The 13454-nt window shown below is 52.0% G+C and carries 11 protein-coding genes and 1 riboswitch; of the genes, 4 read left to right on the plus strand and 7 right to left on the minus strand.

What is annotated here, in order from left to right; all coding sequences use genetic code 11:
* Nucleotides 1–377 precede the first annotated feature (377 nt).
* Nucleotides 378–1259, minus strand: a complete 882-nt coding sequence (gene murI / locus J1784_RS08915; RefSeq protein ID WP_217148906.1) for a glutamate racemase — start codon at nt 1257–1259, stop codon at nt 378–380.
* The gene (gene btuB / locus J1784_RS08920; RefSeq protein ID WP_217148907.1) at nt 1204–3066 is read right to left on the minus strand and encodes a TonB-dependent vitamin B12 receptor BtuB; all 1863 of its coding nucleotides are present in this window, start codon (nt 3064–3066) and stop codon (nt 1204–1206) included. The genes murI and btuB overlap by 56 nt, the downstream gene beginning before the upstream one ends.
* A gap of 71 nt (nt 3067–3137) precedes the next feature.
* Nucleotides 3138–3403: riboswitch (cobalamin riboswitch) on the minus strand.
* Between the two features lie 141 nt (nt 3404–3544).
* Between btuB and trmA the strand changes: the two genes are divergently transcribed.
* Nucleotides 3545–4645, plus strand: a complete 1101-nt coding sequence (trmA, locus tag J1784_RS08925) for a tRNA (uridine(54)-C5)-methyltransferase TrmA (protein ID WP_217148908.1) — start codon at nt 3545–3547, stop codon at nt 4643–4645.
* A gap of 64 nt (nt 4646–4709) precedes the next feature.
* On the opposite strand, the gene bglB is transcribed toward trmA, so the two are convergent.
* The 4 genes from bglB to fabR form a co-directional block, all read right to left on the minus strand.
* Nucleotides 4710–5849: a beta-galactosidase BglB gene (gene bglB, locus J1784_RS08930; protein WP_217148909.1), complete on the minus strand. Its 1140-nt coding sequence runs from the start codon at nt 5847–5849 to the stop codon at nt 4710–4712.
* A gap of 24 nt (nt 5850–5873) precedes the next feature.
* Nucleotides 5874–7460 carry an MFS transporter gene (locus tag J1784_RS08935; RefSeq protein ID WP_217148910.1) on the minus strand — a complete coding sequence of 529 codons (1587 nt, stop codon included), beginning with the start codon at nt 7458–7460 and terminating at the stop codon, nt 5874–5876.
* Between the two features lie 275 nt (nt 7461–7735).
* Nucleotides 7736–8095 (minus strand): YijD family membrane protein, encoded by a 360-nt coding sequence (locus tag J1784_RS08940; RefSeq protein WP_217148911.1) that lies wholly within the window; start codon nt 8093–8095, stop codon nt 7736–7738.
* Nucleotides 8070–8750 carry an HTH-type transcriptional repressor FabR gene (gene fabR, locus J1784_RS08945; protein ID WP_112289361.1) on the minus strand — a complete coding sequence of 227 codons (681 nt, stop codon included), beginning with the start codon at nt 8748–8750 and terminating at the stop codon, nt 8070–8072. Before fabR ends, J1784_RS08940 begins: the two co-directional genes overlap by 26 nt.
* A 212-nt stretch (nt 8751–8962) precedes the next feature.
* On the opposite strand from fabR, the gene sthA reads away from it, so the two are divergent.
* Nucleotides 8963–10363, plus strand: coding sequence for a Si-specific NAD(P)(+) transhydrogenase (gene sthA, locus J1784_RS08950; RefSeq protein WP_217148912.1), 1401 nt, complete (start codon nt 8963–8965; stop codon nt 10361–10363).
* On the opposite strand, the gene oxyR is transcribed toward sthA, so the two are convergent.
* On the minus strand, nt 10346–11269 hold the full coding sequence (oxyR, locus tag J1784_RS08955) for a DNA-binding transcriptional regulator OxyR (protein WP_217148913.1): 924 nt from the start codon (nt 11267–11269) through the stop codon (nt 10346–10348). The two genes, sthA and oxyR, sit on opposite strands and share 18 nt — an antisense overlap.
* Before the next feature lie 160 nt (nt 11270–11429).
* Here oxyR and J1784_RS08960 point away from each other — a divergent pair, with 160 nt between their 5' ends.
* Both J1784_RS08960 and J1784_RS08965 read left to right on the plus strand, forming a co-directional pair.
* Nucleotides 11430–12191: a glutathione peroxidase gene (locus J1784_RS08960; RefSeq protein ID WP_217148914.1), complete on the plus strand. Its 762-nt coding sequence runs from the start codon at nt 11430–11432 to the stop codon at nt 12189–12191.
* Between the two features lie 186 nt (nt 12192–12377).
* A complete protein-coding gene (locus J1784_RS08965; protein WP_217148915.1) occupies nt 12378–13415 on the plus strand; it encodes a LacI family DNA-binding transcriptional regulator in 1038 nt (345 codons plus the stop codon).
* Nucleotides 13416–13454 lie beyond the last annotated feature (39 nt).

The following is a 13454-nucleotide window of genomic DNA, read 5'->3' on the forward strand; positions in this document are numbered from 1 at the left end:
TCGTAATAATTCAACTAAATGAATTACTGCTTGGTCACTCTTTAAGACTTGATATTTTTTGCCACCGAAGTGGCTGATATCGTCTTGTGAGTGCCCACACAGATTGTCTGATAAATTGTTAAAGAGCGTACGTTGCAAGACTTAACTCAGCAACGTGGGAGGCAGATAATACTCTTTCTCCCTGAAGAGTCAACCATTTTCTTTTACAAGATGCGGTGTTTTCACCGGGTTGATTCTTCCTGACTGGTCGACTTGGTTCTCGTTAGAGGAGTCGTTGTTCCCGGTCAGTGGAGGCGCATTATAGGGAGTTCTCAGAAGGCCGCAACCCCTAAAATACAAATAATTTACTGACCGCTGAATCTTTCATCAAATGGCGTTTAAAGCGACAATTCCTGGATACTTCTGAAGCCATATGACTGTAAAACAGGCAGCAAACTTTGCGCCTCCGCAGTCATCGCCATGCAGTAGGCGACACTCTCTATTTCAATACCGGCTTTTTTTACTGGAATAGCGACGTGAGAAGTCTCAATTAACCAGTGCGCACGTCTGGCAATCGCAGAACCGGAGTCGATCATGCGCGTGCCGTCGGGTAAAACCTGTGACAACTCTTGCGAAAGCAGCGGGAAATGCGTGCAACCTAATACCACGGTGTCTGGCGGTTCACGTAAACGCAGCCACGGATGCAGGATTTTCTTCAACGCCGCCAGTGAAACCTCTTCACCATGCAACTTCGCTTCGGCCAGTTCCACCAGCTCCGCCGAACCCAGCATCAGAATCTGGCAATCTGTCGCAAACCGCGCCACCAGATCGTGCGTATAAGGACGTTGTACCGTCGCGCGTGTCGCCAGCAATCCGACCACACCATTACGCGTTAATTTGGCCGCAGGTTTGATGGCAGGAACAACCCCGACAACTGGGCAACTGAATTTGGCGCGTAGTGCAGGAAGTGAAACGGTGCTCGCGGTATTACAGGCGATGACAATAATAGAGAGGGGATGGCGTTTCGCGACGGCGGTGACAATCTCAACCACGCGCTCAACGATAAACTCTTCGGATTTCTCTCCATAGGGGAAAGCCACATTATCGAAGGCATATATATAGTGCAGGTCCGGCAACATCTGCCGGACCTCATCATAAACCGACAACCCGCCGACGCCGGAATCGAAAACCAGCACCGTCGGACGGTCAGGAACTTGTGTTGTATCAGAAGGTATAGCTTCCAGAGAGGTAGTACTCACGTCCTGGTGTGGCATAGCCATAAGCCGTCTCGTAATCTTTATCAAACAAGTTGGCAATTCTACCACGAACTGTCAGGTGTGAGGTCACAGGATATGATGCCGCGAGATCCCATAAACTTACGCCGCCCAGTTTAACGGTCTGATTAGGATAGGTTCCGTAGTCGGTATCGTAACGCTGTCCCAGATACTGATAGTTGATTGACCAGTCGATGTCTGCAATGTTCCAGTCAATCTGATATTTCGCCTGCTGCTTCGCACGACGGACCAGAATCTCGTTGGTTGTCGCATTACGCGGATCAAGATATTCCAGTGTTATCTGGTGTTGCAGAGGACCGGTATCGAAAGAGCCCGTCCATTCCACACCTTTGATCGTTGCTTTACCGATGTTGTAGTAAGTACTGGTCGAGTCGTCGTAATTGATCATCTGATCGATGTCGTTACGATAGACATTCAGGCGCCAGCTGAGAGGCCCCGTCAGACCTTCCAGCCCGCCTTCCCATTGCTTACTTTCTTCAGGTTTAAGATCCGGATTACCGCCGTATCCGCTATAAAGCTGTCCCAGATTCGGCGATTTATAGGCGGTACCATAAGAGGCAATCAGACGATAACCGTCGATAAATTCCCATGCAGCACTGCTCTGCCAGGTAGTGTGCTGACCAAACTGGGAATTATCGTCGCTGCGCACCGCACCTTCGAGCGTGAAATCGCTGATTTTTTGCTGCGTGGTCAGATACACGCCTGTATTGTGCTGGTCGTAGCCATCGGCCAGATAGTTGGTTCCCGGCTCGGTAGTCAGTTTCTGCCAGTCCAGACCGGCACTGACTTCCCCTTTCCAGATCTGGAATGTATTCCCCCATTGCACGTTGTACTGGTCGGAGTCATCCAGAGACGCGGAAGAATCATACGGGCCGTATTTCGGATCGTAGTTGTAGTCTTTGACGTGGCTGTAGCTGCCGATAAGCTGCGTGGCGTAAATGCCATTCTGATAACGCAGGCCGGTGTCATAGGTCCGGCTGTAAAGCTGGCGGGTATCAATCAGCGGGCTGCCCGGAGAATCGTAGGCATCATAAGCCGTGCGGTTATCGAAACCATAGGCTCGCGCAAAGCCACTGATCTCCTCATTGAACTGATGCTGCAACGCCAGATACAGCGTTTTACTCATGAAGCCATCGCGATCGGGCTGCGGAATGCCGCCTGTTGCGCCGTCGGCAACCACATCAATACCGCGCGTATAGGTGTAATCCCCCGCAGCAGTCACTGTGGTGTTTTCACCAATCTTTTGCTGTGTAGAGCCGTTATAGTTTTGATAACCATGCGAGCCCACGCCTGCGCCGAGCGTCGTACCATCTTTATCGCGCGTCGTAATAATATTGACGACACCACCGATGGCATCGGAGCCATAGACCGCAGAACGCGGGCCGCGGATAAACTCAATGCGCTGAACCAGCGAAAGTGGGATCTGGCTGATATCGGCAGAACCGGAAATACCGGCCTGATTAAGGCGTACGCCATCGATTAAAACCAGCGTATGGCTGGAATTGGTGCCGCGAACGAATAAGGAAGATTGCTGACCCATTCCGCCGTTTTGCGCGATATCCACGCCCGGTAAACGACGCAACACATCGGCTACAGATTTAGACTGCCATCTGTCGATATCTTCACGCGTAACGACATCGGTCGGTGCGAGGACAGAAGAAACCGGCTGAGGGAAACGGTTAGCGGTAACCACCATATTATCGCTGCTGTTTGTAGAAGTGCTGTCTTGCGCCCACCCTGAAAAAGCCGTGACGGATAATGCCGTCAGCAGCACGTGCTTTTTAATTGTCATGAATCTAGCATCCAAACTTAATTGGCGGATGCCGCAGAGGATCACCGGCGGTATTTCGCGACGACGATGATTAATGCGACGTAACATCGGCAGGTCTTCGGACTTAGGATTTGCAGGCTCATTAATTACAGCGTAATTAAATGAGATACCCGCACCGGGCGATGACTTCCCATCCCTCTTTCTTCTTTCCTATATAAGGAGAGAGAAATAAGAAACAGTGTCTGCACAATAAAGAATGCTATCGCCGTGACTTCCCCATACCGCTGCGCGCCAGTTCCGGATTCACACCGGATTCCCTTTTAACTCAGTCAATGAGGCCGAAGCGCAATCGTACGATCAACCTATTTGGAAATCCAGACATCCGTAAGGGCAAGTAAGCTTTCACGATATAAATGTAACAATGGTGGACTTAACGGAGACATTCCCTACAATCCCCCGCTAAGTTTGTACATTCTTTCCCTGGTAGACGAGAAAACTGATGACGCCTGAAAACCTGCCCATTGAACAATACGACGACCAGCTGGCGGAAAAGACCGCACGTCTCACGGCGATGATGTCGCCTTTTAATGCGCCGCAGCCTGACGTTTTCCGTTCCCCTGTCAGCCATTATCGTATGCGCGCGGAATTCCGCGTCTGGCATGATGAGGGCGACCTTTACCACATCATGTTTGATCAGCAGACCAAAGCCCGCGTGCGCGTGGACCAGTTCCCGACCGCCAGCGAACTGATTAACCGCCTGATGCCGGTGCTTATCTCAGCTATCAAACAAGATCCGGCGTTGCGCCGTAAGATCTTCCAGATCGACTATCTGTCGACCCGCAGCGGCAAAATCATCGCCTCGCTGTTGTACCATCGTAAGCTTGATGACGAATGGCAGCAGGCCGCCACCGCCCTGCGCGACCAGCTGAGGGCTGACGGTTTTGATATCCAGCTGATTGGTCGCGCCGCGAAAACCAAAATCATGCTCGACCAGGATTATGTCGATGAAGTCCTGCCGGTCGCGGGCCGCGATATGATTTACCGTCAGGTAGAAAACAGCTTCACCCAGCCCAACGCTGAGATGAATATTCAGATGCTGGAATGGGCGCTGAAGGCTACAGAAAACTCGACCGGCGATTTGCTGGAGCTTTACTGCGGTAACGGTAACTTCTCGCTGGCTCTGGCGCGGAACTTCCGCCGCGTGCTGGCGACTGAAATCGCCAAACCTTCCGTCGCCGCCGCGCAATTCAACATTGCCGCGAACCATATTGAGAACGTGCAGATTATCCGCATGGCTGCCGAAGATTTCACTCAGGCGCTGAACGGCGTGCGTGAATTCCGCCGTTTACAGGATGTCGATTTAAGCGGATATGAATGCAACACGATTTTTGTTGATCCGCCGCGCAGCGGGCTGGATGACGAAACCGTGAAAATGGTGGCTGGGTACGACCGTATTCTTTATATCTCCTGTAATCCTGAAACGCTGTGTGCGAACCTGGAAACCCTGAGTACAACGCATAGCGTGACGCGTCTGGCGTTGTTTGATCAGTTCCCGTACACGCACCATATGGAATCAGGCGTTCTGCTGGAAAAAATCTGATTATCCGCAGATGAAAAAAACGGGCACCTCGGCGTGCCCGTTTCCCTTTACTGCACGACTCTTTTTACAGATAAACTCGCAAATATTCTGACAGGCAAAGGATCGCCATCGCCTGTCCGTAAGGCATCGACGTCAGCGCAATTTCACGGTAGAAGTCGAGATCATTGCCCATCGCCGTGCCGAATGACGTTTGCGTCAGCTCCCCGGCCGGATTGATGTGTTTGATCACGCCCTGAATGGCTTTCTCCGCCACCGGCGCGTAAGACGCATCGATATAACGTTTACGCACCGCTTTGAGAATGCCGTAAGCGAAACCTGCAGTCGCTGAGCTTTCCAGATAAGAGTGCGGATCGTCGAGCAGCGTATGCCATAACCCGCTGTCGTCCTGACATTTCGCCAGTGCACTGACCTGACTTTCCAGCACCTGCAATAAATAGCGGCGTGTCGCGTTGTTTTCCGGTAAATCCACCAGTTCAAGGAATTCAGGAATGGCAATCGTCAGCCAGCTGTTTCCGCGCGCCCAGCGGGCCTGAGCAAAGTTATGATGACCGTCGAACGTCCAGCCGTGGAACCACAGGCCTGTTTCGCGATCCATCAGATATTGCACATGCAGCAGAAACTGATACGTCGCCTCTTCGACAAACTCTGGGCGGTCGAGCAATTTGCCGATTTTCGCCAGCGGCAGCACGCTCATCATCAGCGTGTCATCCCACATCTGCTGATGGTTTTCGTTGTTATAAACGATGTGCTGCATCGCGCCTTTCTCGGTGCGCGGCATTTCGTACATCACCCATTCCGCCCAGCGTTCCAGATAAGGACGCCATGCTGCATTGCCGGTTTCTTCGTAACGATACGCCAGCGTCAGGAACGGACTCATGGTATTGACGTTTTTGGTCGGCGTGCCTTCCGCCAGACGCGCGGTAAACCAGTCGTCGATCACCGCCCGCATTTTTTCGTCGCCGGTCTGCTGATAATACTGATAGATACCGTACAACCCGATGCCGTGCGTCCACTCCCAGCCTGCCCAGCCTTTGGTATCAATCACGCGCCCGTCATCCAGTCTCAACAGGAATTCCCCGGTTTTATCTTCGATATTCACCAGATTATTAGTCACGTTATGGATCAGCGATTTCAGTTCGCCGCGTGAAATGAAATGTTCCGGCTGTCGCAGCAAAGCACTGTGTTTAACTTCAAAAACTTTCATGGCGTTCTCCTGTGAATTCAAAAATTACAAACGTCCCTGGACCGGCATTTCGGCGGTATTTTCGCGGGTCAGCTTTTCGGGTGGCGGGTTATTGCGATGCAGATAACCGATGTTGTTATTGCCCCACAGAGATTCGTATTTCATCCCTGTCAGCATTTCGACGGTTGCCCGGTCTTCCGGTGTGATTTGCTCCGGCACGATGCGGTTGGCATCACGCATTTTTTGCGTTTCACGGGTCAGCACACCGTGGGTTTTCTGGTTAAGATGGAAGAACAACGAGATGATGAAGCCCATACTGAGCATCAGCAACGACCCGATCACCAGCACACCAAGAATGGTATGGCCGACCGCCGGAACCTGCTGGTTTTGTCCGGATACAAATCCGGCAAGTTGTAAAATAATCCCTACCAGCATCACCGCGCCGGCCTGCGAAGCTTTACGGGTCAGCGTCATGACGCCCGCGAAAATCCCTTCGCGGCGCTGTCCGGTGATGGTTTCATCGACGTCAGCAATATAGGTATAGATATTCCAGGGCACATAGTTGATCCCGCCACGTCCGAGACCGGCCAGCGCGGAGATCAGCAACAGCAGGGACATCGAGTCGTTCATGCCGGTGTAATACAGTACGCCGTAAGAGATAGCGGCGAGCCCGAACAGGGAAACCGCCAGCCGGTAGGAAGGCGCCGGGCCGAAGCGGATACATAGCGGGATCATGCCGATCACCGCCACGAATTGCAGAATCGCCATCATGCCCATCAGATTGGAAGCAATCGCCGCGCTCTGCATCAACACGAACACTACGTAATACGTGAATACGGCGTTAAACACGTCCTGCGCGATATATCCGCCCAAATACAAACCCAGATGCTGACGGAAAATCTTGATGCGCAGCGTGGAGGACAGTTCAACTTTCAGGCGTTTCAGGCTTTGTGCCAGCGTCAGCTGCTGACGTTCGCGTTCAATTTTCTTCGTGGCTTCAGATTTGAGTTCTTCCGGACGTTCCCAGGTAAAGAAATAGACCAGCGTCAGGACGAAAGCACAAATCACCGCAAATACCAGGCTCGAATAGAAGAAGGAAATGGCGTTATCTTTGCCGAAATGCTGTAACAGAATCCCCGGCAGAAACGCAGCGAGGATGGCGGAAAGCTGCGCCAGGGCGATACGGGCGCCAGAGAATTTGGTTTTCTGTTTGAAATCATCCGTCATTTCCGGCACCAGTGTTTCATACGGTACCAGAATCATGGTGTAGACAATGTCGAACAGCAGATAAGTCAGCAGGTAATAGACGTATCCCATGTCGCCCACCCACATAAAGCTGTAGCTGAAGACACAGGGGATACCGAGCAGAATGAAGAACTTACGGCGTCCAAACCGTTTACCGAGCCAGGTATTGCCAAAATTGTCGGTGAGATAGCCCATCATTGGACTCAGTACCGCATCGGCGACGCGTGCGGTAGCAAAGATAAAGGTCGCCTCGATGGGTGAGAGTCCGCAGAACGTAGTATAGAAATAGAGCAGCCACGCCGCCGTCAGGGCTGTAGTTCCTGCCCCCAGAAAATCGCCAGAGCCGTAGGCGATGTAATTAAAGATCCCAATTTTACGTGTTTTCATTGCCGTCTTGCCCCTGTTAAATCACCTATAGGCGTAGGCTGAATGCGAACGAAGATTCATCGTCCGGCCATGATTCAAATTAACGAGGTGCAGGAATGAAAACCTTTTGGTTTTTGCCACTCAAACGAACTTTATGGCAAAGAAATAAAGAAGTGGGCGATCAATATCTAAATATTGAACATGGGTTTTATATTAATGAAATGACAGTTCATTAAATGAAAGAAAAATAAAAAAGGCAACCCGCAGATTGCCTTTTTTGAATATCAGAATAGGTTTTACTGAATTGAAGACTTGCGTTTTTTCAGCTTCAGGCCTATCCAGAACACCAGCGCCACACTGATCAGCGACGGCATGAAATTCGAACCCAGCTCAGGGTATTCCGCGCGGACAATCGTGCTGTAAAGCAGCAGTCCCAGCAGGAAACTGGCCGCTGCCAGCACCGGTAATCCTTTCGGCATTTCCCCTCTGTGGTATCGAACGTGCAGGCAATACACCGCTAATACCAGGGAAATGAGCGGGAAAATCGAAAATGTGACGATGGAGCTGAATAACGCATCGAAAGTGCCATTAATCGACAGCCCGGCAATCAGAGCCAAAACCAGAGTGCCATTATCCTGGTTCGGTTGTTCGGTCATCTTCTTTACCTCGGGTCTTATTATTGATGGGAGTCACAGCCGTCCGTTCCTGTTGACGGCGATACCAGTAATACGCGCCTTTGGAAATCATCCTCAACTGCAACACCAGCCGTTCTTCAAGCTGGCGACGCTGTGCAATATCCACATCCAGTGCTTCAGCACCGGCGTTGAAAACGATAATCACCATAGCTTCAGCCTGCGCTTCGGTAAAACTGCGCGGCATATGGTTTTCGAGTTGCAGATAGTCAGCAAGTTCCGCAATAAAATGCTGAATTTCGCGGGCGACAGCGGCACGGAAAGCCGAAGACGTGCCGGAACGTTCACGCAGCAGCAGACGGAATGCGTTGGGATTGTTACCTATGAACTCCATAAAGGTGGAGACCGACGTGCGGATCACACTGCCACCTTTGGCAATACGCTGACGCGCCTGACGCATCAGCTGACGCAGCATCAGACCGCTTTCATCCACCATTGTCAGACCCAGTTCATCCACATCGCGAAAATGCCGGTAAAAGGAGGTGGGTGCAATTCCTGCTTCGCGGGAAACCTCACGCAAACTCAGACTGGCAAAGCTGCGCTCGGCACTGAGCTGGCTAAAAGCCGCCTCAATCAGCGTGCGACGCGTGCGCTCTTTTTGTTGTGCTCTTACACCCATAACCTTCATCCGGATAGTATTCTTCTTTTTGATTATTCGCCCGTTACCGATTCACTATACCAAAATTTTTAACGGGCGGAGCCAAAGATACAACAGCATAAAGTGGGTCAGAATGTTGCTGCTTTACCATTAAATGACAACTGCATGTGGGGTAAACAGGTGTAATATGTTACTTTCTCGTTGTGATTTTGTATAAAAATAGGTTTCGAACTATGCCACAGCACTCACATTTTGATGCCATTATCATTGGCTCAGGCCCTGGCGGAGAAGGCGCCGCGATGGGACTGGTTAAACAAGGCGCCCGGGTTGCTGTCATCGAACGCTATAACAACGTCGGTGGCGGATGTACTCACTGGGGCACCATTCCTTCCAAAGCACTGCGCCATGCCGTCAGCAGAATCATCGAATTTAACCAGAACCCGCTCTACAGCGATAACTCGCGCACCATGAGTTCAAGCTTCCCGGATATTCTGCGCCATGCCGATTCGGTTATTAATCAGCAGACCCGTATGCGTCAGGGTTTCTATGAAAGAAACCAGTGCCAGCTTTTTTCCGGCGACGCCAGCTTCGTGGATGCCAATACAGTCAGCATCCGCTATGCCGACAACACGCATGAACAAATCACCGCTGATAACATCATCATCGCCTGCGGCTCGCGTCCTTACCGCCCTGCCAACGTCGATTTTGGTCATCCCCGCATTTATGACAGCGACCTGATCCTTGAACTGAGCCACGAACCGCGCCACGTCATTATTTACGGTGCGGGTGTGATCGGCTGCGAATATGCGTCGATTTTCCGTGGGCTGAACGTCAAAGTGGACTTAATCAACACCCGAGACCGCCTGCTCTCTTTCCTCGATCAGGAAATGTCAGACGCCCTTTCCTATCATTTCTGGAACAACGGTGTGGTTATCCGCCACAACGAAGAATTCGAGATGATCGAAGGCGTAGAAGATGGCGTGATCATGCATCTCAAATCCGGTAAAAAAGTGAAAGCCGACGCGCTGTTGTACGCCAACGGACGCACCGGTAACACCGACAAGCTGGGTCTGGAGAATATTGGTCTGGAAGCCGACAGCCGCGGTTTGCTGAAAGTGAACAGTATGTACCAGACAGCGTTGTCGCATATTTATGCGGTCGGCGATGTCATTGGTTATCCAAGTCTGGCATCAGCCGCTTACGATCAGGGCCGAATTGCCGCGCAGGCGATGATTCAGGGGGAAGCCAAAGTCCACCTGATCGAAAACATTCCGACCGGTATCTATACCATCCCTGAAATCAGCTCCGTCGGTAAAACCGAGCAGGAACTGACCGCGATGAAAGTGCCGTACGAAGTGGGTCGCGCGCAGTTCAAACATCTGGCACGCGCACAAATTGCCGGCATGAACGTGGGCAGCCTGAAACTGTTGTTCCACCGTGATACTAAAGAAATTCTGGGTATTCACTGCTTTGGGGAACGCGCCGCCGAGATTATTCACATCGGTCAGGCGATCATGGAACAGAAAGGTGAAGGCAATACTATCGAGTATTTCGTTAATACGACCTTCAACTATCCGACCATGGCGGAAGCCTATCGCGTTGCGGCACTCAACGGATTAAATCGCCTGTTTTAAGACGGCGGTTCGGTCCATATAAGGCTGCATATGCTCTTTGATGGCTTCAGCCAGTTGTTCGTAACGCCCGCGCAGTGGCGAACCGGGACGATATACCAGCGCGATAGTGCGTCGCGGTTCCGGTTTGTCACACGTCAGGTATGTGACTCCGTCACGGCTGCGCTCTTTTGGCACGGCCAGTGATGGCAGTAAGGTGATGCCGCTGCCCGCCGCGACCATGTTGCGCAGCGTTTCCAGACTGGTCGCACGGAAATGCGTATCCTCGTCTGCACCTGCCTGGAAGCAAAAACCTAAGGCCTGATCGCGCAGACAGTGTCCGTCTTCCAGCATCAGCAGTTTTTCACCCGCCAGATCTGCCATTGCCACACGATCGCGTGATGCCCACGGATGATCGTCATAGATCGCCAGTTTCATCGGCTCATCGAATAACGGCACTTCAATAAACGCTTCGCTCTCTTTCACCAGCGCCAGAATCGCACAATCGAGCTTTCCGCTGTCGAGCTGCGCCAGCAACTGATGGGTCTGCGCTTCATGCAGATACATTTCCAGTTTCGGGAACGTCTTGTGTAAGGAGGGGATTATTTGCGGCAAAAGATACGGTCCGACAGTCGGGATCAGCCCGATATGCATCGGCCCGGACATCGCTTCACCCTGCTGGCTCGCCATCTCTTTCAGCACTTTCACTTCTCGCAGCACCGTGCGTGCCTGATCGACCAGCAGCAAACCCGCTTGCGTAAACAGCACCTTACGGCTGGTTCTTTCCAGCAACATCACACCCAGCTCGTCTTCAAGTTTGCGGATCTGTCCGCTCAACGTTGGCTGGCTGACATGGCATGAGTCTGCGGCGCGACGGAAATGACGGAACTCAGCCAGTGCCACCAGATACTCTAAATCACGGATGTTCATTTTTCCTCCAGTCCCTATAAGGCAATGCGATAGTCGGTAACGATAGATAAGATAGCAATCAACGATTATATCTATCAACCTTTATCGTGAATAATGCATCCCAACGAGACGGCACGATCGTAAAGACATTCATTTTTATTTAGTAATTAGGAGGTTATTCATGTTTGCAAGCCAGGAAGGTAAACACGTACCGCAAGTTACTTTTCACACCCGTCAGGGCGACCAGTGGGTAGATCTCAGTACTGATGAGCTGTTTAAAAATAAAACAGTGATTGTCTTTTCACTGCCGGGCGCGTTCACCCCGACGTGTTCATCGAGCCATCTGCCACGTTACAATGAACTGGCACCGGTCTTCAAAAGCCACGGCGTTGACAGCATTCTGTGCGTTTCAGTGAATGACACTTTCGTGATGAACGCGTGGAAAGCCGAGCAAAACGCGTCCAACATCACTTTCATCCCGGACGGCAACGGTGAATTCACCAAAGGGATGGACATGCTGGTCGAGAAAGCCGATTTAGGTTTCGGCCCGCGCTCATGGCGTTACTCTATGCTGGTACGCAACGGCGTGGTGGAAAAAATGTTCGTCGAGCCAAACAAACCGGGTGACCCGTTTGAAGTGTCTGATGCCGACACCATGCTGAAATATCTGGCACCTGAATTCAAAGTGCAGGAATCCGTCTCTGTGTTTACCAAACCGGGATGTCCGTTCTGCACCAAAGCCAAACAAATGTTGCAGGAACGCGGCATTCAGTACGAAGAAATTGTATTAGGTAAAGACGCGACCACCGTCAGTCTGCGCGCCGTAACGGGCCGGGCGACAGTGCCGCAAGTCTTTATCGGTGGACGCCACATCGGGGGAAGTGACGACCTGGAGGTTTACCTCCATTCAGAAACAGAAGACCTGTGTGAAGTCGCACAATAATCTTCGATAAGAAACTGCTGTAAGAAGTAAGACAAGAAATCCCTGCATTACCAACAAAAAAGCAAAGTTAGACTACGTGAACTTTCGGCGGATCTCTGATCCGCCTTTTTTTTGTTTCACTATTCCCTTCTGAGATCACCGACCCTGTTTTCCAGCCACGCACCTGCGACACTTTGCGGTTCCTTTATGGCGAATGGCACAACGATGACGGCGCAAAAACCCCGCAATAAAATCACTCAGCAGGATGTCGCACGGCTTGCAGGCGTTTCGGTCGCTGCGGTTTCTCTGGTGCTCGGCGGTAAAGGCCGCATTTCGCCGGAAGGTGTGGAAAGAATTTATCAGGCGATTGACCAGCTGGGTTATCGCCGCGCCACGACGTCACCGCCCATCATACTTCCCCGTATCGGCCTTTTACTGCCGCATGGATGTGCCTTTTCGGCGACCCTGCTCCCGGAACTGGCGAACGTGCTGCAACAGGCCGGTTTCGCCGTCGCCCTGGCATATTCCACGCTGGCTCCTGCTGACGTTCTCGCTCAGACCGAAGCGCTGCTTTCTCAGGATGCCCGGGGGATGATGGTCTGCGGAAAATTACTGAACAGCCATCCGGAAACGTTACAGGCACTGAACGCCAGAACGGCGGCACGTCTCGTTGCACTGACGGGGATATGCGCACACCATCATCCGGGACCGGTTGCTGCCGTCCATCCCGATAATGCACTGGCGGCGCATATGGCTGCGGACGCGTTGCTGGAGCAACAACATCAGCATATTGCGTATCTTGGGGGCGAAAATCATTCGCTGGTCCGTGCCGAACGGCTCGGCGGGCTTTCCATTGCGCTGGGCAAGGCGGGCGTGGCTTTTTCACCGTCGCTCAGTTTTCCCTGCGCCGCCACGTTTGATGATGCATTACAGGCTGTCGCGCAGGTACTCAAACACAATCCCAAAGTCTCGGCAATCCTGTGCGATAACCCGACGGTTTTGCAGGCGGTTCATCACGCGCTCGCCAGCCGGTTACAGGCCAATAAATGGCGGCTTTTTTCGCGACGTATTGCGCTGACCGGTTTCGGGGAATGTGAGCAGTCGTTAAAGCTGCAACTGCCGCTGATTGCAGTCAGTCAAAACACCATCGCTACCCGCGCGCTGGTTTGCCTGCGGCATCAGCTGGAAGGTTCATCATTATTACCCGGTGATCCGCGGCTTACGGTCGCTCCGGCCTTCCTCTGACGCTCTTTCCCCCGGCATTCTGAGCAGGTTAAAAAAAAC

This window comes from Rahnella ecdela (assembly GCF_019049625.1).
Classification (GTDB): domain Bacteria; phylum Pseudomonadota; class Gammaproteobacteria; order Enterobacterales; family Enterobacteriaceae; genus Rahnella; species Rahnella ecdela.